Genomic DNA, 19069 nt, shown 5'->3' with positions numbered 1-19069 from the left:
GCTGGCAACTCGCCCCGGCCACCGCATAGCGAACAGGGGCTGCCCGGCCTACGGCCGGACAGCCCCTCACCAAGATCTTCATCAGCCCTCTAGGGCCTGTCGTCAGACTCCCGCCTGCCCCGCGACGCCATGCACGCTCCCCCGCGCTCGGCTTCGCTCGCGCGCCCGGTGCCCCACCGCCGCACCGGGCGAAACCCCACGTACCTCCAGTCCGGGGACTTCCGCCCAGCACTCCCCCCAAGCTCTTCGAGCGGGGGGCACCCGAGCTCTTCGAGCAGGGGGTACCCCCAGAGCACGCACCTGACGCCGCAGGGCCGCCCTTCGGGCGACGACGCGAGTTTGACGACGGGCCCTAGGACACCGATGTCGTCTCGCCGTTCTGCTCGTCGTCGTCCGGGAGGCGGCAGACGCGTTCCAGGAAGAAGGCGGCCGCTATGACGGCGATCCCCGCGATGACCGAGAAGCCTGCGTAGATCGCCTGGTCGCGCATCGCGGGGATGTCCAGGGACTCCAGGAGGAAGACACCCGCCCCGCCGTACATCCCGGAGACCAGGGCCGCGACCAGGGCGCTCGCCTGGCCGAAAACGACCGCTCGGGCCGCCATCAGCGGGTCGACGCCCTTCGCCTCGGGGCGGCGCTCCCGCTGGGCCTTGAACCGGGTGCGCAGGGAGAGCGCCGTGGCCAGCAGGACCACGGCGATCAGGGCGAGGACGATGGGCGCGGCCAGAGGGACCCGCGGGAGTGTGTCCACCGCGCTCCACAGGCGGGCCGCCGCCCAGGACAGCACTCCGGCCACCACGAACACCGCTGCCAGCGTCCTGATGCGCAGCTCTCTCACGATGCCCCTTCGTCAGCCGGACGGTCGCCCGTCCGCGGTCGTGGAGCCGGGAGCATCCCGGCCCGGTAGACCTTAACGACTATTCCGGCAGCCGGAGTTCCTGGTCGGGGCGGAGGAGGACGCCTTCACGGGTGACGGCGGCGAGCAGATCCGCCACCGGACCCCGGGAGGGGAGCTGGGCCGCGGGGTCCAGGTCGTACCAGGGAGCGAGGACGAAGGCCCGCTCGTGGGCGCGTGGGTGGGGGAGCGTCAGCACCGGGTCGCCGGAGACGACTTCCGCGTACGAGATGATGTCCACGTCCAGGGTGCGTGCGCCCCAGCGCTCGTCCCGCACCCGGTGGAAGGCCTCCTCCACGGCGTGCGCCCGCTCCAGGAGCGAGGACGGGGGCAGGGTGGTCTTCACCACGACCACCGCGTTGAAGTACGTCGGCTGGCTGCCCGGGGCCACCCCCCACGGCTCCGTCTCGTACACCGGGGAGACCGCCTTGACGCGGACGCCCGGGGTGTCCTCCAGGGCGTCGATGGCGCCCTGGAGGTTCTCCAGACGGTTGCCGAGGTTCGAGCCGATGGAGATCACGGCGCGTTTGGGGTTCTGCAGGGTCGTGTCGGCGGCGTCCACGCGCTCCACCACGGAGGCGGGCACCGGCTGTACGGTCGGGTCGCTCTGACCCCCGGCGAAGAAGGCGCTCATACTCGGCTCCGGGTGATGGTGACGGTCACGTCGTCGAACGGGACCGTGATCGGTGCGTCCGGTTTGTGCACGCAGACCTCGACCTCGCGGACGGGCGCGTGCTTGAGGCAGACGAGGGCGATGCGCTCGGCGAGCGTCTCGATGAGGTCGACGGGCTCTCCCTCGACCAGGGCCACGACCTCCTCGGCGACGATGCCGTAGTGCACGGTCTTCGACAGGTCGTCGTCGGCCGCGGCCGGCCGGGTGTCCAGGCCCAGGACGAGGTCCACGACGAAGGTCTGCCCCTCCTCGCGCTCCCTGGGGAACACGCCGTGGTGCCCGCGGGCCTTCAGGCCGCGCAGCGCGACACGATCCACGCGAATCACTCCTGCAATCGTCGGTAGCGACAGGTGCGCACCGAGTGCGCTCGATGCACCAGCCGCGAACGAATCTACCTGCGGGGACCGACAGCGTTTGCTCCCGGAAGCACGCGCCCCTGCCGCGGCCGGAGCCTTCATCGGGCGTTTTCCCTGGGGAACAGGGTGGCTTACGGGACGGTAGCTGATCCCTACCCGGGGGTAGGTGATTCCCGCCACGTCAGGCCGCCTACCCAATCGGGCGGCGTATGCCACCTGCTTACGCCGACGAGTCGTCGTCCTCTTCGTCGGTGGACTCGGTCAGCACGGGGGAGGCGTGGTGGGACCAGAGCTTCCAGCCGTCGGGGGTGCGCCGGAACACGTTCGTGGCGACGACGATCTGGCCGACGAGGGGGCCCAGCTCCTCGCCCTCCTCCGGGGCCGGACCGCCGCTGAGGATGTTCTCGGTGCAGCTCACCAGGGCGGTGTCGCCGGTCACCGACACATGGACGTCCGTGAGGAAGAACTGGATGTAGTCCGTGTTCGCCATGATCAGGGCGTACGACCGCAGCACCTCGCCGCGGCCGGTCAGCACGGGCCAGCCGGGGTGGACGCAGGAGATCACGCCGGCGTCCGCCGGGTCGTGGTACTCCTCGTCGACGCCCAGGTCGGCCGGCGTAAGCCAGAGCGACGACAGCTCCTCGAAGTCACCGCGCTCCAGCGCCTCGTAGAAGGCGGTGTTGGCCTGCTCCACCTGCTCGACATCGGTGTGGGGGCCGCTCACCGGGCTCCTTCGGCGCATCCGGTGCCCGGGCGGCCGCCGTCGGGGCCGCTGCCCGGCGCGGGATCGGCCGCGCGCGCGGACTCGACGGCGCGTGCGACGCGTACCGCGTCCGCCGTCGCGTGGACCTCGTGCACGCGCACCGCCCACGCGCCGGCCTGGGCGGCGAGTGCGGAGACGGCGGCCGTGGCGGCGTCGCGCTCGCGGGCGGGCGGGGGCGCTCCCTCGGGGCCGGCCAGCACGCGGCCGAGGAACCGCTTGCGAGAGGCGGCGACCAGCAGGGGATGGCCCAGGGCGTGCAGGCGGTCGAGGTGGGCGAGCAGCGCCAGATCGTGCTCGGCCTGCTTGGAGAAGCCGAGGCCGGGGTCGACGACGATCCGGTCGGCGGCGACACCGCCCGCCAGCACGGCCTCCACGCGCGCGTGGAGTTCGTCGACGACCTCGGAGACGACGTCCTCGTAGACGCCCTTGACGTTGCCCCCCTCCAGGAAGCCGCGCCAGTGCATCACGACGAAGGGCGCGCCGGAGGCCGCGACGACCGGGACCATCGCGGGGTCCGCGAGGCCGCCGCTGACGTCGTTGACGAGGGCGGCGCCGACGGCGAGGGCCTGTTCGGCGACGGAGGCGCGCATGGTGTCCACGGAGACCGTGACGCCCTCGGAGGCGAGGCCGCGGACGACGGGGACGACACGCCTGAGCTCTTCGGTCTCGTCGACGCGGGTGGCTCCGGGGCGGGTGGACTCGCCGCCGACGTCGACGAGGTCGGCGCCCTGCGCGACCAGGTCGAGGCCGTGCTTGACGGCGGCGGTGGTGTCGAACCAGCGGCCGCCGTCGGAGAAGGAGTCGGGGGTGACGTTGACGACGCCCATGACCGCGCAGCGGTCCCATGTCGGAAGGCCCGCCACGTGGCCCCGCCCGGTCTTCGTGCTCATATGTTCAGCGTAGGCCCCCGACGACTCCGCCCCGGGCCCGCAGGTCCGGGGCGAAGGCCGGATCGGGCCGGGTGCGGGGGCCGGTGCCGCCGGGGCGCGGCGGTCGCAGGTGTGGCCTGAGGGAGGCCGGGTACCTGAGGGACGGCCCGGTGGGTGGGTGTCCGGGCGAGGGCTCCCGAGCTGGGCGGAGAGAGCCCTCGCCCGGGTCTCTTCGGGACCGGACCTGCCTCGGGCCTGTCTCGAACCTGTCAGGGGGCGGACCCGGGAGCCCGCCCGGGTCCGGGCCGGTCAGGCCGCCCGGACCCCGTGCTCCGCCACCGTGTGGGCGCAGGGGCGCTGCACCGGGGCGGAGCGGCGCAGCAGGCGCGGCAGCGCCAGGTTCACGAAGCCCTCCGCCTGCATCATGGCCAGGCCGATGCGCGGCAGGTCGCGGGAGGACGCGTACACCACGAAGCGCGGCTCCCAGCGCGGCTGGAACTTCGCGTTGAACTTGTACAGGGACTCGATCTGGAACCAGCGGGAGAGGAAGACCAGCAGTCCCCGCCAGGCCCGCAGCACCGGGCCTGCGCCGATCTTCTCGCCGCGCGCCAGGGCCGCGCGGAACATCGCGAAGTTCAGCGAGACCCGCTCTATCCCGAGCCTCGGGGCGGCCTGGAGGGCGGCCACGATGAGCAGTTCGTTCATGCCCGGGTCGGCGGAGCGGTCCCGGCGCATCAGGTCCAGCGAGACACCGTCGGTGCCCCACGGGACGAAGTGCAGGATCGCCTTCAGATCGCCGTACGGGCCCTCCGCGGCGTCCGGCTTGTGCGCCGTGGCGATGAGGCAGTCGACGTCGGCGGGATCGCCGATGCGGCCGAGTGCCATCGAGAAGCCCCGCTCGGTGTCCGTGCCCCGCCAGTCCTCGGCCGCGTGCCGTATCCGCTCCAGCTCGCCCTCGCTGAGGTCACGGATGCGCCGTACCCGGGTTTCGTAACCCGCCCGCTCGATGCGCTTCACCATCTGGCGTACGTTGCGCATCGCACGCCCGGTGAGCGAGAAATCCTTGACGTCCACCACCGCCTCGTCGCCCAGCTCGAGGGCGTCCAGGCCGGTCTCGCGGGTCCAGACCTCGCCGCCCGTCTCCGAGCAGCCCACGACCGCGGGGGTCCAGGAGTGGGCCTTGGCCTCGTCCATGAACCGCTCGATGGCGCCGGGCCACGCCTCCACGTCGCCGATCGGGTCCCCGCTGGCGAGCATCACGCCGGAGACGACGCGGTAGGTGACCGCGGCCTTGCCGCTCGGCGAGAAGACGACCGCCTTGTCGCGGCGGAGCGCGAACTGGCCGAGCGAGTCACGGGCGCCGTGCTTCTCCAGGAGGGCGCGCAGCTGGGTCTCGTCCTCCTCGGTGAGCCGGGCGGCGGGGTGTTCGGGGCGGAAGGCGAGGTAGATCGTGGTGACCGCGGTCAGCAGACCGAGCGCGCCGAGCGAGAAGCCCACCGTCCAGGAGGTGTCGCCGGTGTAGTCGACCGGGCCCTCGAAGCCCAACAGGCCGTACAGCACATGCTCGATGCGGTCGGACACGCTCGGGTCGCCGACCATGCGGTTCGTGTGGACGCTGACGATGATCAGGCCGAGCCCCAGTGAACCGGCGCCCATGAGCACGAAGTTGGCGAGCGCCCGCCAGCGGCTGCGCGGGTCGGGCAGGGCCGCGAACTCCCTTCGATGGCGTAGCAGCGGCAGCAGCAGCGCCACCGAGATCAGCACGCCGATGACGGAGTGGCGGTAGACGAACTGCGCCACGGCGCCCGCCGGCAGGAGGAGCACGGCCGCACGCCACGCCCTGCGCTTGCGCCGCCGCAGCCCGTGCGCGAGGAGGAGCAGCAGGACGCCGGCGCACAGCGACAGCGCCGCCGCGAACGGACCGAACGCGCCGGGCAGAACCTCGACGATGCGGTGCATACGGCTGTGCCGGAAGCGCGGGAAGACGCCCGCGGCAATGTCCAGGACCCCTACGAGCGTGCAGGCCCTGGCGACCAGTGCAGGGACGGACTCCGGACGCGGGCCGTGGAGTATGCGGCGTACTCCTTGGGATCGCCCCGGAACCTCGCCCGACTTTTCCCCATCTATCCTGACAGACATCGCATCCCGTAGTTCTGCGAGAGACCTTGTGTCCGGTGCCGTTTAGGGCATCCGGCGACATTGCGCCCTCTAGGACGGTGTCGCGGGGAGAGAGGTTCACTCCCCATCTCAAAGCCGGTTCAAAGGCGAAGGAAAGTCCGGGGCAAGCCCTCGCGAAAGCGCGGGTCACGCCCCATGGGTCGAAAGCGCAGGCAGAAAAGAGCCATGGGTCTCACGAGCAACAAAGTGCTGGTGTTGGCGGTCTTGTTCGCCGTGCTGCTGTTCGTCGGCACGGTCTGGTTCTGGCCGCGGCTGGCGCGAAGCAGTTGGCGGACCGTCGGCGGACGGGTCGGCCTGCTGTTCGCCACCCAGGTCGCGATCTTCGCCTCGATCGGGCTCGCCGCCAACCAGGCCTTCGGGTTCTACGCAAGCTGGGCCGACCTGTTCGGGCAGGAGAGCGCCCAGGGTGTGGTCGTCAACCACGGGCTGGCCGGTTCGGCCGGGGGCCCCCTCCAGGTGCTCGACACCAGCGAGGTGAATGTGAAGGGTGGTGCGCGGCCACAGATCGGCGGTCAGATCCAGCGGGTCGACATAATGGGACACACCACACACATCACCGCGCCCGCCTATGTGTATCTGCCCCCGGAGTACTTCCAGCCGCAGTACCGGACACGGACGTTCCCCGCGGCCGTCGTCCTCACCGGGTACCCGGGTACGGCCGAGGCGCTCATCAAGGGTCTGCACTATCCGCAGACGGCGCACGAGCTGGCCAAGAACGGCAGGATGCAGCCGATGATCCTGGTGATGCTGCGGCCGAGCGTGGCGCCTCCCCGGGACACCGAGTGCGTGGACGTCCCGGGCGGCCCGCACACCGAGACGTTCTTCGCGAAGGACCTGCCCGACGCGATCGGGGCGCACTATCGGGTGGGCAAGAAGCAGGGCGGCTGGGGTGTCATAGGGGACTCGACGGGCGGCTACTGCGCGCTGAAGCTCGCGATGCACCACCCGGACGCCTATGCCGCCGGGGTGGGTCTGTCGCCGTACTACAAGGCGCCGATCGACCCGACCACGGGTGACCTCTTCCATGGCAACAAGGACCTGCGCAACCGTGCCGACCTGTGGTGGTGCCTGAAGCATCTGCCCGCCCCGAACACCTCGCTGCTCGTCACCAGCAGCAGGGCGGGCGAGTACGACTACCCGTCCACGGTCAAGTTCATACAGCAGGTGCAGGCCAAGAAGCCGACCCGGATCTCGTCGATCATCCTCGACAGCGGCGGCCACAACTTCAACACCTGGCGACGGGAGATCCCGGCGGCGCTCCAGTGGATGAGCGGGAGGCTGAGCGACCGCTGAGGGGGCGAATGCGCGGCGGCTCCGTCCGGAATTCCGCGCCGGTGTTGTCTCGGTACGGGCCCGGAATTCGTCTGGAGGTGTGCCCCTGTGTCGCTTTCGGGTGAGGGATCCCGTGCGGGGAGACAGGGATCGCGCACGCCGCCGAGAAATGATCTTGAAAGGGTGACGGCCGCCGGAGGCGCCGTGGGGCAGCCGCCAGAGGCCGGCAGGACGGGCGCCGTCGCCCTCGGGTTCCCGTGTCGTATGCCTGGTGGAAGGGAATGCACGGGATTTGAGGGCGCCTCTTCCGTTTCCGGTGTCCCCAGGGCGGTATGAACGCGTAGGAGTGGCCGTGTTTTTACCGGGCGGGGCACCATCATTCGCCTACGCGCGGTAAGTTTCTGGCCATGCCACGTGGACGTCACCGCCATTCTCCGCCCTTGCACAGGCTGTTGCCCTCCTCGGTGATCGCCGGCGTCTCGATCGTCTGCGCCGTGGGGCCCTGGCTGTTCACGGAGCCACTGGTGCTCCGTGGGCTGGCCGCGGCTGCCGCGGTGACGACGGTGCTGGGCGCGGTCGTCATGCGCCGCTGGGACGTGGCCGCGGGCAAACACGTCGCGGACCTCGCACGCGCGCGCACGAGCGACGAATGGCGCCACGAGGAGCGCGTCGCCGAACTGGAGTCGGACCTGGAGGAGTCGCGCGAACTGCGCACCAAGCTGGAGCAGAGGCTGCGTGCCAAGCGCGCGGAGCTGGCCAAGCTGCGCAACGAGCACGCGGCCCTGCTGCGGCGGTACGCCACCGCGGAGACCGAGCGCGCGACCGCCCTGGAGGGCCGCCGTCTGCTGGCCATAGAGACGACGGTGCCGCAGGCGCGGGCGCTGCCCGCCGGGACGACGGGTACGCCGGACGACTCCTCGGAGCGGGACGGCCTGGAGACGCCGGGCGCCGCCGAGGGCGGGACGCCGCAGGGCGCGGACGTACGGGACGCCGAGGGCGGGGAGCCGACGACTCCCGGGGTGTTCTCCCCGCAGGGATCCGCGCTCTTCCTGCGGGCCGACTCGGCACTGGCGCGGCTGGTCAAGGACGGCGACGACGAGGCGCCGGAGGACCCCGCGTCCGAGAAGGACGCCCCGGAGGAGACCGCCGCATCGGCCCCGGACGACGCCCCGGGGCAGGACGAGGACGCCGCGCAGGCCACGGAGGACGGCACCGCCGAGTCCGTCGAGCCTGTCGAGGCGGACGAGACCGTGGACGGGAGCGGCCCCGCGAAGGCGACCGCCGACGACCACCGGCAGCCCGCACCGTCGGCCCTCTCCGCGCTCACCGAGGCCCGGGCGAAGACCGCTTCCGAGTCCGTTCCCCCGAAGGACGACGGCCCCGGCAACGGCGGCGGCCGGAAGGGCGGTTCCGCGGAGGCCGGCACCGTACGGGACGGCTCCGGTGCGGAGGACGAGTCGGCGGGGAAGCCCACCGCGGTCACCGGGCGGGAGCACGAGACCGCCCCGGCCGCACAGCAGCCCCAGCCGGTCGCGACGAAGCCCGCCCACACCACCGGGCACTTCACCGTGCCGACCGCCGTCGCCGTCGTACCGGCGGCCCCGCCGCGGCGCCCGTCCGCGGAGGGCGGTTTCGACTTCTTCGGCACCAAGGGGCCCGGGGAGACCCTGACCTCCGTGCAGAACGAGGACCTCGCGGACGTCGTCGGCCAGGAGGCGCTCGCGGTGCACAAGGAGGAGTCCGAGTCCGGCTTCAAGCCCGCGGACCCCGAGGCACGCGGCGTCGGACAGGTCATCGACCTGACGGCCCACGACGAGACCGAGCAGATCGACCTGAAGGGGCTGCGCACCGCGGCGTCCTGAGCGCGGCCCGTACGGACGAGTGAGGGGCGGCGGCACACCGAGTGCCGCCGCCCCTCACGTCGTTCCCCCTGGCGTTCGGCCCACGAGTCCGTCCACGCCGTTCGGTCTACGAGGCCATCCACCGCTCCGGCCGAGCGTCCCGGCGCCCCGTCCGGGACCGGTCCGCCTGCGCGTACAGCAGTTCCGCCGCCTCCTCGGCGTCCCGCAGCCGGGCCCGCACCGTCTTGTCGGCGCCGGTGTCCACCTCCACGTCGGCGACCTTCCTGAACCGCTGCCAGGGCCCCTGCGTGAGCCGCACGCTCTGCACCTTCGCATGCGGGACGAGGGACAGGGTCCGGCGCAGCAGGCCGTGCCGCGCGGCGAAGACCGTGTCGGTGACGGCGAGTCCATGGCCGCGCCACCACAGCGGCAGGCACCAGGCGGCGCGGCGCGGCGGCCGGGAGAGGGCCGTGGGGACCGTGACCCCGGGCAGCACCTGGGCGACCAGCGACTCGGCGAGAGGGCGCGGTGCGACCGGAACCAGCACCGAGTTGGACGAGCCCGCCACATTCAGCTCCACCCGGACCCAGCCGCGCCGCCGCCACAGCAGCGGCTCCACGATCCGTACGGTCTGCACCCGCCCCGGCGGCACCGTCTCGTGCGCCCGGTCGAGCAGCCCGTGGTCGATCCGGAGTCCGTCCGGCGACTCGCCGACCGTCCAGTCGTAGGCGCGGACGAACCGCCCCGTGCTCCGTGTGGCCGCCCCGCCCACCAGCGGCAGCCCGGCCACGAGCACCGACCAGACGCTGTGCGTGCCGAACCACACCAGCGTCGGCACGACGAGGGCACCGAGCAGCGAACCCCAGGTGGCGCCGATGAGCAGCAGGGAGACGGCGAGCATGCCCGGCGGCACGTGCAGCAGCGGCCGCATCGGTGCCTCACCGACCTTGCGCGCCGCCTCGGGCGTGAAACCGGCGGCGCGCGCCAGGAGTTCGGCGCGCAGGGCGCGCGCGTCGTCCTCGCCCAGATAGGCGAGTTCGTCCTTCTTGTCGGTCCCTATGACGTCGAGTTTCAGCTTGGCGACGCCGGCGATCCGGGCCAGCAGTGGCTGGGTGACGTCGACGGCCTGCAGCCGGTCCAGCCGGATGTGCGCGGTGCGGCGGAACAACAGGCCTGTTCGGATGCGCAGTTCGGTGTCGGTCACCGCGAAGGAGGTGAACCGCCAGCTGAGAAAGCCGTACAGGGAGGCGGCCGTGACGAGGGCCGCGAGTGCGGCGAGCAGCGTGGTCGCGGTCAGCCGGGTCAGCTGCTGCTGGGCCTGGCCGGGGTCGTGCGCGGCCCAGCCGGCGATCACGGTGACCGGCGCCCAGGCGCGTCGCAGCGGGGTGACGGGGTGCAGCCGCCGCTCGGCCGGGTCGCGTCCCTCCGCTATCGCGGGCAGGTCCGCGGGCGCGCTCACAGCCCCGCCGATCGGGCCTCGCCCAGCTCGGTCAGCCGGTCCCGCAGCCGTTCCGCCTCGGCCGGGTCAAGGCCCGGGATGGTGGCGTCCGTCGCCGCGGCCGCGGTGTGCAGCTGGACGCTCGCCAGCCCGAAGTAACGTTCCACCGGCCCGGAGGTGACCTCGACCAGCTGCATCCGCCCGTACGGCACCACGGTCTGCTCGCGCCACAGCACGCCCTTGCTGATCAGCAGGTCGTCGACGCGCTCGGCGTACCGCCAGGAGCGCCAGTTACGGCCGAGCACCACCCAGCCCCAGCCCAGCGCGGCCAGCGGCAGCACCGCGAACAGCGCCCACCCGGCCCCGGCGAGCAGACCCAGGAGCAGGCCCACGGCAAGGGCCGACAGCCCCAGCCACACCACCAGCAACAATCGCCGCATCCGCAGCAGCCCGGGCGGCAGGCTTCGCCACACCGGCTCGCCGCCCCTGTCCACAGTCCCCGTTTCCATGGCGTAAGCGTACGTACGAGAGACTGGTGCCATGACTCCCACGACGGAGACCATGGTCGGGATCGGCGGTGCCGCGGAGAGCACCGACATGGTGCTCAACATCGGTCCGCAGCATCCGTCCACGCACGGTGTGCTGCGGCTCAAGCTGGTGCTGGACGGCGAGCGGATCAGGCACGCGGAGCCGGTCATCGGCTATATGCACCGCGGCGCGGAGAAGCTGTTCGAGGCGCGCGACTACCGCCAGATCATCATGCTCGCCAACCGCCATGACTGGCTGTCCGCGTTCTCGAACGAGCTGGGCGTGGTCCTGGCAGTGGAGCGGATGCTCGGCATGGAGGTCCCCGAGCGCGCGGTGTGGATGCGCACGCTCCTTGCGGAGCTGAACCGGGTCCTCAACCATCTGATGTTCCTCGGCTCCTATCCGCTGGAGCTGGGCGGCATCACGCCGGTGTTCTACGCCTTCCAGGAGCGCGAGGAGCTCCAGACCGTCATGGAGGAGATCTCCGGGGGGCGCATGCACTACATGTTCAACCGGGTCGGAGGCCTCAAGGAGGACCTCCCGGCCGGCTGGACGGCACGCGCGCGTACCGCGGTGCGGGACGTGCGCTCCCGGATGGACCGGTTCGACGACCTGGTGCTCGGCAACGAGATCTTCCGGGGCCGCACCCGGGGCGTGGGGACCCTCGCCCCCGAGACGGTGCACGCGTACGGCGTGAGCGGCCCCATCGCGCGCGCCTCCGGGGTGGACTTCGACCTGCGCCGGGACGAGCCGTACCTGGCCTACGGGGAACTCCAGGACACACTGAAGGTGGTCACCCGGCAGGAGGGCGACTGCCTCGCCCGCTTCGAGTGCCTCCTGGAGCAGACGCACAACGCGCTCGACCTCGCCGACGCCTGTCTGGACCGGCTGGCCGACCTGCCGCCCGGGCCGGTCAACCAGCGCCTGCCGAAGGTGCTCAAGGCACCCGAGGGCCACACCTACGCCTGGACCGAGAACCCGCTCGGCATCAACGGCTACTACCTGGTCAGCAAGGGCGACAAGACCCCGTACCGGCTGAAGCTCCGCTCGGCCTCGTACAACAACATCCAGGCGCTGACCGAGCTGCTGCCGGGGACGCTGGTCGCGGACATGGTGGCGATCCTCGGGTCACTGTTCTTCGTGGTCGGGGACATCGACAAGTAGCCCCCCGAGCGGGGCCCCCTCGATCCCCACGGGCTGGAGCAGCCAGCCGAAGTCGCCGAGGCCGCCCGGAGCGGTGAGCTCGGCGGCGGCTCCGGCGTGCGCGAGGGCGCGTACATAGGCCGCGGGGTCCGTGGACGCGAGTGTCAGCGGGGGACGCGCGCCGGTGACCCCGAGCGTGTGCAGGGCGGCGCGCTGGGTCAGCAGACGCGCCCCGGGCAGGGCGCACGCGTCCAGCGCCACATGCGCGGTGATGTCGCAGGAGCCGTCCGGTACCGGGGCGACCTCCCGGCCCGCGCGGAACCCGGTGAGCGTCCCGAAGGGCGGCCGGGAGGCGACGCGGTGGGCGTAGTCGACGGCGACGGCGAGTCCACGGCCGACGGTGGCGACGGCCGCGGCCCAGGCGGCGTCCCTGGGCAGCCCGATCTCGGCACGGCAGCCCTCGGCGGGCAGCGGCCACCAGCGCCGTAGCCACTCCGCCTCCGCGCCGGTGACCGGCTCCCCGAGGCGCTCACCGCCGTCCTCGCGTACGAGGACCAGCCGCGCTACGCCGTCGGAGCCGGCCTCCGCGACCTCGAGGGGCACATTGTCCAGCCACTCGTTGGCGAACAGCAGCCCCGTGACGCCCTGCGGAGGCTCGTCGAGCCACTCGACCCGGGGATCGAACTCCTCGGGACGCTCGGCGATCTCCACGGCGTACGCGCGCGTGCGGGCGGCGACGTCCCGCGGCAGCGCGTCCAGGACACCGGTGACCAGTTCGCCCCGCCCGGCCGCCATGTCCACGAACGCCAGCTCGGCGGGGCTTCCCAGGGACTCGTCGACCGCGCACAGCAGCCGGGCCACCGCGGCCGCGAAGAGCGGTGAGGCGTGCACGGACGTACGGAAGTGTCCCGCGGGGCCCTCGGGCCGCCGGTAGAACCCGTGCGCCCCGTACAGCGCCTTCTCGGCCGCCGCCCGCCAGCCCCGCCACTCGTCGTCCGCCTGCTGTGCCACGGGGTCAGGCTAGGCCCGGTGTGAGGGCGGGGAGGGGGCGGGGGCCGAGGACCGGGGAGGCGGGTGCCCGGAGAGCATCGACGACCGGGCAGGCGCGTGCGCCCGGCGTGCGGTGTCCGCGCTCCGCGCCCGGGTCGCGGGACCGGCGTTCCGCGCGCGGTGCCGGCGGTGCCGGGCGACCGGCCACCCCGCACCACCCATGGGCTTCCGCGGCTCCGGCGCGCCCGCCCGCGGCGCCTTGGCGCTGCGAGCGGCCACAGCACCAGCCGTGGAGGATCATGGAGCATCCACCTTGCGGAGTACACGTGTCCGCCTGGGATCGGTCCTCCGGTTGACCCCTGCACACGCAGCGCTTCCCTACGCTGGGTTATGTGCAGCGCCTCTATGACTTCCTCCGCAGGCACCCGACATGGGTCGACGGCTTCTGGGCCGTCATCCTGTTCGGTCTCTCCAGCGTGAGCGTGACCAACCTCAGCGAGGCACGGAACCACCACGGATCGGTCCCCGCGGGCCTCGCGATCTCCGCCGTCCTGTGCGTGGTCGTGGCGCTGCGCCGTCGCCTGCCCGAGAAGATGCTTCTGGTGGCTCTCGCGATGGGGCTGGTCCAGCTGCTCGTGGACCAGCAGCCGATGATCGGCGACTTCGCCATGCTGGCGATCATCTACACGGTCGCCGCGGACGGTGCCCGCTGGGCCTCCCGGACCGGCCTCGTCGGCGGCCTGTGTGCCGGCCCCCTGGCCATGATCCGCTGGCCGGACGCCCACTCGGGCCCGGTGGGCAACGCCGCGATCGCGGTCTTCCAGACCGTCCCCTTCGCCCTGGCCTGGGTGCTCGGGGACTCCCTGCGCACCCGTCGTGCCTATCTCGCCCAGTTGGAGGAGCGCGCCGCCCGGCTGGAGAAGGAGCGCGAGGCGCAGGCCAAGGTCGCGGTCGCCGCCGAGCGCGCCCGGATCGCCCGAGAACTGCACGACGTGGTCGCGCACAACGTCTCGGTGATGGTGGTGCAGGCGGACGGCGCCGCGTACGTGCTCGACGCCGCCCCCGACCAGGCGAAGAAGGCTCTGGAGACGATCTCCGGAACCGGCCGCCAGGCCCTCGCCGAGATGCGCCGCCTGCTCGGTGTGCTGCGCACCGGCGAGCACAAGGAGGCCGGCGAGTACGTGCCCCAGCCCGACGTCGAACAGATCGACGAGCTGGTCGAGCAGTGCCGCAGCGCGGGCCTGCCCGTCGACTTCAAGGTGGAGGGCACCCCGCGCCCGCTGCCCAGCGGCGTCGAGCTGACGGCGTATCGCATCGTCCAGGAGGCGCTGACCAACACCCGCAAGCACGGAGGCCCCAACACCGGTGCGAGCGTGCGCCTGGTGTACTTCGACGACGGCCTCGGACTGCTCGTGGAGGACGACGGCAAGGGCGCCCCGCACGAGCTGTACGAGGAGGGCGGTTTCGACGGCCAGGGCCATGGGCTGATCGGTATGCGGGAACGCGTCGGCATGGTGGGCGGCACCCTGGACGCCGGGCCCCGCCCCGGTGGAGGCTTCCGTATCAGCGCCCTGCTGCCGCTGAAACCGGCTCATTGACACGTGCTCCCGACCCGGCCACCCGCTCCCTCACGACCCCGCCCAGCCCAACGACCGAAGTCCGACCGGAGGACCCCGCCATGCCGATCCGCGTGATGCTCGTCGACGACCAGGTGCTGCTGCGCACCGGGTTCCGGATGGTGCTCGCCGCCCAGCCGGACATGGAGGTCGTCGCGGAGGCGGGCGACGGAGTCGAGGCCCTGCAGGTGCTGCGCGCCACCGAGGTCGACGTGGTCCTCATGGACGTCCGTATGCCGAAGCTGGACGGTGTGGAGACCACCCGCCGCATCTGCTCGGAGCCGGACGCCCCGAAGGTGCTGATCCTGACCACCTTCGACCTCGACGAGTACGCGTTCTCCGGGCTGAAGGCGGGTGCCTCCGGCTTCATGCTGAAGGACGTGCCGCCCGGGGAACTGCTGGCCGCCATCCGCTCCGTGCACAGCGGTGACGCCGTGGTCGCGCCCTCCACCACCCGCCGTCTTCTCGACCGGTTCGCGCCCATGCTGCCGGGCGGCGCCACCGAGCCCCGGCACAAGGAGCTGGAGCGGCTCACCGAACGCGAACGTGAGGTCATGGTGCTGGTCGCGCAGGGGCTGTCCAACGGCGAGATCGCGGCCCGGCTCGTGCTGTCCGAGGCGACCGTCAAGACCCACGTCGGCCGCATCCTGACCAAGCTGGGCCTGCGGGACCGGGTCCAGGTCGTCGTCCTCGCCTATGAGACCGGTCTCGTACGGGCGGGCGGCCACGGCTGAGCCGTCTCGGCCTCCGGACGGCCGCGGAACCCGTCCTCCGGGCGGCCGGCCACGGTTGAGTCACTCCCGGCGGCCTCCCCGTGCCCGCCGCCCACTAGGGTCTGCGCATGCTCCTGTGGATCAACGGCCCCTTCGGGGGCGGCAAGTCACAGACCGCACACGAGATCCAGCGCCGTCTGCCCGGCAGCGTCGTCTGCGACCCCGAACACGTCGGCTTCGGCCTGCACCGCGCGCTGCCGCCCGAACTGCGGGGGAACTTCCAGGACCTGGCGTCCTGGCGGCAGGGCGTCGTCGAGGTCCTGGACCTCACGCTGACCAAGCACGACGGTGTGGTCATCGCGCCCATGACGGTCACCGACCCGGGCTACTTCGAGGAGACGGTGGGCCTGTTGGGTGAACGGGGCCACGACGTACGGCACTTCACTCTCCTCGCCGAGCGCGAGACCGTGCTGGAGCGGCTGCGGGAGCGCGGCTTCGGGCACCTCGTGAAGTACGTGGCCGGCAAGGACGCCCCGTTGCGCAGGGAGAGCTGGGCCGTCGGGCAGCTCGACCACTGCCTGGAGCGGCTGCGCGAGCCGGAGTTCGCCGAGCATCTGTGGACGGACAACACCACGGTGCCCAAGACGGCGGACCGGATCGCCGTCCTCGCCGGGCTGACGCTCCGCCCCAACACCGACGGCGCCCTGCGCACCCGGCTGCGGCAGACGAGGATCGGGCTGAAGCACATCCGCTTCGACTGACGACGGCCCGCGCCCTTGCCGGGCGTCGCGAGCCCGTGGACCTTCCCGGTCGCAGCGCTAGCGAAGAATGCCCTCCAGGAACTCGCTCCCCAGCCGGGCCACCGCCGTCACGTCCAGCTGGTGCAGCACATACCGGCCGCGGCGGCGGGTCGTGAGCAGGCCCGCCTTCTTCAGGGTGCCCAGATGCCGGGATATCTCGGGCGCCGTCATCCCATGGCTCTGCGCCAGCGCACCCGTGGTGAACGCGCTGCGGGCGAGGCTGCGGCACAAGCGCATGCGCACCGGATGGGAGAGGGCGGTCATCCGCAGGGTCAGCTGCTCCAGCGACAACGGAGCCGCCATCTCCGGGGAGCCGACGGGGTAGTGCAGCACGGGCTGCCAGCCGTGCCGGTGGAGCACCATCAGATGCGGCCAGCCCAGGCTGGTCGGGACGAGCAGCAGACCGCTGCCCGCCGTGGCCGTACGGCCCTCGCCGAGCTTGTCCACGGTGATCCGGTCCGCGGCCTCGTCCAGCGTCACCGCGGGCGACACCGACGCCAGCGCCTCGGCCAGGCCCTTGTGCCGCAGCAGGTCCGTCTTGTGGCGTGCGTCCGCCGCGAGCTGGTGGTGCAGCCGGGACCAGGTGTCCGCGAAGAAGGCCGCGTCGCAGTCCTCGAGGAAGTGCCGCAGCCAGGCCCGGGTGCGGGGCGGGTCGGCCAGCAGCCGCTCGCTGAACAGCAGGCTCTGCGGCCCTCGCGCGGCGGCCAGCTCCAGGGCGCGCCGACGGGACTCCGCGTCGGTGAGCGCGGCGGGGCCCGCGTCGCCGTACGGCAGCGCGCAGGTGAACTCCAGTGCCGTGTCGACGAACTGCTCGTCACTCAGCTTGTCCAGCTGGTCCAGTTCCTCGGCGAGGGTGGCACCGGGGAGCGTGTTCCCGCCCGGCAGGCCCGCGTACGGCAGGAAGAGGTCCGGGAACGTCGTACGCCACAGGAAGTCGGCCTCGCACATCCGGTCGGCGAGATGCGGGTCCAGGTCGCAGGTCACACCGGTCGCCCAGCCGCGCAGCCTGGGGTGGTGGCCGGGCTCGGACAGGGCGTGCAGCGCCATCCCCAGCTCGGCCAGCGGGGAGGTCACGACGGCGATCTGCTCCTGCCGCAGCCCGGTGATGTCGATACGCACGCTCATGACCCCATGGTGCACCGGGCCACCGACAACCCGGCCGTCGCTTGACGGCAGCCGTCAATCGACGCGACAGGGACGGATGCCCGGGGACAGCCTGGGTGGGCCGGGGCAACCGCGGAGCCTACGGATTCTGTCCTCACGTCCCGAAGAGGCGATGTCCCATGAGCATCACCCAGCAGTACCTCCTCGACACCTACCGCGCCCGGCGCCTGGGCGAGCCCGCCCCGCCCGCCCCCGGCGCCCACGACTGGCAGCTGGTGCGCGAGCTCGGCGACTACCGGGCGTTCCGTGCCGTCGTGGCGGGCCACCCTGCACGCGGCCGGCTGCGGACGGCCCTGTCCCGATGGGCCCACGGCCGCCGCCCGCGCCCCGGCTGCTGACTTCCTGCGATCCCCGGCTTCCTACGGCAGGCGCGCCACGAACTCCGTCACCGCCGCCTGCACATCGTCCACCGTCCACGCCAGCGCGTCGGCCCGGACGGAGACCTCGGTGAAGGCGAGGCCGGGGCCTCCGTCCTGCCAGGGGTTGGCGAACAGCAGGGTTCCGGTCTCCTCGCCCTGCCGGAACGCGGTCTCCGTGAGGACGTCGGCGTCGTACGGCAGCCAGAGCCGGAAGTCGTGGGTGTGCGGCTCGGCGGGGTGCACACGGGTCCAGGGCAGCCCGGCCGCCGCGAACCCCTCACGCAGCGCCGCGGCGACCACGCGCGCGTGGCGCACGTACTCCGGCAGCCGGGGCAGGTGCCGCTCCAGGCCGGCGAGGGCCGAGAGCACCGTCGGGAACTGCTGGAAGACCATGCCGCCGTAGCGGTGGCGCCACGTCCTGGCCTCCTCGACGAGCGTCCTGGGGCCGGCGAGCGCCGCGCCGCCGTACCCGTCGAGCGACTTGTAGAAGGACACGTAGACGCTGTCCGCGAGGCCCGCGATCTCCGGCAGCGAGCGGCCGAAGTGGACCGTGGTCTCCCACAGGCGCGCGCCGTCGAAGTGCACCACCGCGTCGCGCTCGCGTGCCGCCTCCACGACCTCGGTCAGCTCCTCGAAGGAAGGGAGGACGAAACCTGCGTCCCTGAGGGGCAGTTCGAGCATCAGCGCCCCGAAAGGCTCCTCGAAGTCGCGCACCTCGTCGGCGGTCGGCAGCCGGGGCTCGCGTGTGATGTGCACCGGGCGCAACCCGCTGACCTCGGTGAACGCCTTCCGTTCATGCAGTTCCGGGTGGGCGAGCGGGTGCAGGGCGACCGTGGGGCTGCCGGTGCGGCCCGCCCAGCAGCGCAGCGCCACCTGCTGGGCCATCGTGCCGGTGGGGAAGAAGGCGGCGGCCTCGGTGCCGAGCAGCCCGGCGACCTTCTCCTCCAGGGCCTCGACGACGCCCGATCCGTACATGTCGGCGGACTCGTCGAGGTCGTACAGGTCCGCCACGCCGTCCAGCAGCGCCAGCCGCTCCCGGAGCGTGCCCAGGAAGCCCGGACGACTCAGCACGCGTTCCGCGCCGCGCACGACCTGTATCCGGCGCTCCCGCCGCAGCCGTGACCGCTCGGCGGGCGTCGGCGTCGGCCGCTCCTCCCCCTCCTCGCCGTGCGCCTGCCTCGTCAAAGCCTCCGCCCCCACCGCCGGCCGCCCCTCCCGCGGCCCGGCCGCCGTCCGGCCGTCCCCCTCCGTCGTCCCGGTCGTCCGCGTCATGCCGCCCTCGTCCCTCTCCGCCCCAGCCACCGTGTTCACGCCCTGGATGATGCCGCGTGCCCGGGCCGCCCGGCATCCGGAATTTCCCACCCCGCGCGACCTGCGGAAATCCCAGGGCCTGTGGAGGGCCGGCCGCCCGGGCGACGGATAGCGTTAACATGACGAGAAATCGTCCGGTACCCAGAGCGGACTGGAACGG

18 protein-coding genes are annotated in these 19069 nt (G+C 72.4%); 7 read left to right on the top strand and 11 right to left on the bottom strand.

Features of this window, described 5'->3' with window-relative positions:
* Positions 1–352: 352 nt before the first annotated feature.
* From ACFY2Z_RS39425 to ACFY2Z_RS39400, 6 genes are all read right to left on the bottom strand, one after another.
* The gene (locus ACFY2Z_RS39425) at positions 353–838 is read right to left on the bottom strand and encodes a DUF3180 domain-containing protein (protein WP_390748814.1); all 486 of its coding nucleotides are present in this window, start codon (positions 836–838) and stop codon (positions 353–355) included.
* 79 nt (positions 839–917) lie between these two features.
* On the bottom strand, positions 918–1529 hold the full coding sequence (folK, locus tag ACFY2Z_RS39420; RefSeq protein WP_390748813.1) for a 2-amino-4-hydroxy-6-hydroxymethyldihydropteridine diphosphokinase: 612 nt from the start codon (positions 1527–1529) through the stop codon (positions 918–920).
* A complete protein-coding gene (folB, locus tag ACFY2Z_RS39415; RefSeq protein ID WP_390748812.1) occupies positions 1526–1885 on the bottom strand; it encodes a dihydroneopterin aldolase in 360 nt (119 codons plus the stop codon). Before folB ends, folK begins: the two co-directional genes overlap by 4 nt.
* A 259-nt stretch (positions 1886–2144) precedes the next feature.
* Positions 2145–2648 carry a nuclear transport factor 2 family protein gene (locus ACFY2Z_RS39410; protein ID WP_390748811.1) on the bottom strand — a complete coding sequence of 168 codons (504 nt, stop codon included), beginning with the start codon at positions 2646–2648 and terminating at the stop codon, positions 2145–2147.
* A complete protein-coding gene (folP, locus tag ACFY2Z_RS39405) occupies positions 2645–3577 on the bottom strand; it encodes a dihydropteroate synthase (RefSeq protein WP_390748810.1) in 933 nt (310 codons plus the stop codon). Before folP ends, ACFY2Z_RS39410 begins: the two co-directional genes overlap by 4 nt.
* Positions 3578–3865: 288 nt before the next feature.
* Entirely contained in the window at positions 3866–5695 is a 1830-nt protein-coding gene (locus tag ACFY2Z_RS39400) for a phosphatidylglycerol lysyltransferase domain-containing protein (RefSeq protein WP_390748809.1), read from the bottom strand.
* Positions 5696–5899: 204 nt separating this feature from the next.
* On the opposite strand from ACFY2Z_RS39400, the gene ACFY2Z_RS39395 reads away from it, so the two are divergent.
* Positions 5900–7027, top strand: a complete 1128-nt coding sequence (locus ACFY2Z_RS39395; RefSeq protein ID WP_390748808.1) for an alpha/beta hydrolase — start codon at positions 5900–5902, stop codon at positions 7025–7027.
* 386 nt (positions 7028–7413) lie between these two features.
* Entirely contained in the window at positions 7414–8868 is a 1455-nt protein-coding gene (locus ACFY2Z_RS39390; RefSeq protein ID WP_390748807.1) for a hypothetical protein, read from the top strand.
* A 106-nt stretch (positions 8869–8974) separates the two neighbouring features.
* Here ACFY2Z_RS39390 and ACFY2Z_RS39385 read toward each other — a convergent pair whose 3' ends face one another.
* Positions 8975–10306 (bottom strand): PH domain-containing protein, encoded by a 1332-nt coding sequence (locus tag ACFY2Z_RS39385; RefSeq protein ID WP_390748806.1) that lies wholly within the window; start codon positions 10304–10306, stop codon positions 8975–8977.
* On the bottom strand, positions 10303–10794 hold the full coding sequence (locus ACFY2Z_RS39380; protein ID WP_390748805.1) for a PH domain-containing protein: 492 nt from the start codon (positions 10792–10794) through the stop codon (positions 10303–10305). The genes ACFY2Z_RS39385 and ACFY2Z_RS39380 overlap by 4 nt, the downstream gene beginning before the upstream one ends.
* A gap of 31 nt (positions 10795–10825) precedes the next feature.
* Between ACFY2Z_RS39380 and ACFY2Z_RS39375 the strand changes: the two genes are divergently transcribed.
* Positions 10826–11977, top strand: a complete 1152-nt coding sequence (locus tag ACFY2Z_RS39375; RefSeq protein WP_390748804.1) for an NADH-quinone oxidoreductase subunit D — start codon at positions 10826–10828, stop codon at positions 11975–11977.
* Here ACFY2Z_RS39375 and ACFY2Z_RS39370 read toward each other — a convergent pair.
* Positions 11942–12967 (bottom strand): SAM-dependent methyltransferase, encoded by a 1026-nt coding sequence (locus ACFY2Z_RS39370; RefSeq protein ID WP_390748803.1) that lies wholly within the window; start codon positions 12965–12967, stop codon positions 11942–11944. The two genes, ACFY2Z_RS39375 and ACFY2Z_RS39370, sit on opposite strands and share 36 nt — an antisense overlap.
* Before the next feature lie 371 nt (positions 12968–13338).
* On the opposite strand from ACFY2Z_RS39370, the gene ACFY2Z_RS39365 reads away from it, so the two are divergent.
* The 3 genes from ACFY2Z_RS39365 (at position 13339) to ACFY2Z_RS39355 (ending at position 16036) form a co-directional block, all read left to right on the top strand.
* Positions 13339–14544, top strand: a complete 1206-nt coding sequence (locus tag ACFY2Z_RS39365) for a sensor histidine kinase (protein WP_390748802.1) — start codon at positions 13339–13341, stop codon at positions 14542–14544.
* A gap of 80 nt (positions 14545–14624) precedes the next feature.
* Complete coding sequence (locus ACFY2Z_RS39360; RefSeq protein ID WP_311694794.1) at positions 14625–15296, top strand: response regulator transcription factor; 672 nt, start codon at positions 14625–14627, stop codon at positions 15294–15296.
* A gap of 107 nt (positions 15297–15403) precedes the next feature.
* The gene (locus ACFY2Z_RS39355; protein ID WP_390748801.1) at positions 15404–16036 is read left to right on the top strand and encodes an AAA family ATPase; all 633 of its coding nucleotides are present in this window, start codon (positions 15404–15406) and stop codon (positions 16034–16036) included.
* Between the two features lie 57 nt (positions 16037–16093).
* Here ACFY2Z_RS39355 and ACFY2Z_RS39350 read toward each other — a convergent pair whose 3' ends face one another.
* Entirely contained in the window at positions 16094–17200 is a 1107-nt protein-coding gene (locus ACFY2Z_RS39350; protein WP_390748800.1) for a DUF5937 family protein, read from the bottom strand.
* Between the two features lie 158 nt (positions 17201–17358).
* Between ACFY2Z_RS39350 and ACFY2Z_RS39345 the strand changes: the two genes are divergently transcribed.
* Positions 17359–17577 (top strand): hypothetical protein, encoded by a 219-nt coding sequence (locus ACFY2Z_RS39345; RefSeq protein ID WP_390748799.1) that lies wholly within the window; start codon positions 17359–17361, stop codon positions 17575–17577.
* Between the two features lie 21 nt (positions 17578–17598).
* Here ACFY2Z_RS39345 and ACFY2Z_RS39340 read toward each other — a convergent pair whose 3' ends face one another.
* Positions 17599–18870 carry a threonine aldolase family protein gene (locus tag ACFY2Z_RS39340; protein WP_390748816.1) on the bottom strand — a complete coding sequence of 424 codons (1272 nt, stop codon included), beginning with the start codon at positions 18868–18870 and terminating at the stop codon, positions 17599–17601.
* Positions 18871–19069: the final 199 nt, after the last annotated feature.

It is taken from the genome of Streptomyces sp. NPDC001222 (assembly GCF_042896945.1).
Taxonomy (GTDB): Bacteria; Actinomycetota; Actinomycetes; order Streptomycetales; family Streptomycetaceae; genus Streptomyces; species Streptomyces gibsoniae.
Note: the sequence above shows the minus strand (reverse complement) of the source record. Positions and strands in the feature narration are given on the sequence as shown.

Excerpts from the sequence above, each read along its gene's own strand:
- ACFY2Z_RS39360 (WP_311694794.1), top strand. The coding sequence starts at position 14,625 with ATGCCGATCCGCGTGATGCTCGTCGACGACCAGGTGCTGCTGCGCACC.
- ACFY2Z_RS39350 (WP_390748800.1), bottom strand. The coding sequence starts at position 17,200 with ATGAGCGTGCGTATCGACATCACCGGGCTGCGGCAGGAGCAGATCGCC.
- ACFY2Z_RS39345 (WP_390748799.1), top strand. The coding sequence starts at position 17,359 with ATGAGCATCACCCAGCAGTACCTCCTCGACACCTACCGCGCCCGGCGC.
- ACFY2Z_RS39380 (WP_390748805.1), bottom strand. The coding sequence starts at position 10,794 with ATGGAAACGGGGACTGTGGACAGGGGCGGCGAGCCGGTGTGGCGAAGC.
- folP (WP_390748810.1), bottom strand. The coding sequence starts at position 3,577 with ATGAGCACGAAGACCGGGCGGGGCCACGTGGCGGGCCTTCCGACATGG.
- ACFY2Z_RS39390 (WP_390748807.1), top strand. The coding sequence starts at position 7,414 with ATGCCACGTGGACGTCACCGCCATTCTCCGCCCTTGCACAGGCTGTTG.
- ACFY2Z_RS39400 (WP_390748809.1), bottom strand. The coding sequence starts at position 5,695 with ATGTCTGTCAGGATAGATGGGGAAAAGTCGGGCGAGGTTCCGGGGCGA.
- ACFY2Z_RS39375 (WP_390748804.1), top strand. The coding sequence starts at position 10,826 with ATGACTCCCACGACGGAGACCATGGTCGGGATCGGCGGTGCCGCGGAG.
- ACFY2Z_RS39355 (WP_390748801.1), top strand. The coding sequence starts at position 15,404 with ATGCTCCTGTGGATCAACGGCCCCTTCGGGGGCGGCAAGTCACAGACC.
- folK (WP_390748813.1), bottom strand. The coding sequence starts at position 1,529 with ATGAGCGCCTTCTTCGCCGGGGGTCAGAGCGACCCGACCGTACAGCCG.
- ACFY2Z_RS39340 (WP_390748816.1), bottom strand. The coding sequence starts at position 18,870 with ATGACGCGGACGACCGGGACGACGGAGGGGGACGGCCGGACGGCGGCC.
- ACFY2Z_RS39395 (WP_390748808.1), top strand. The coding sequence starts at position 5,900 with ATGGGTCTCACGAGCAACAAAGTGCTGGTGTTGGCGGTCTTGTTCGCC.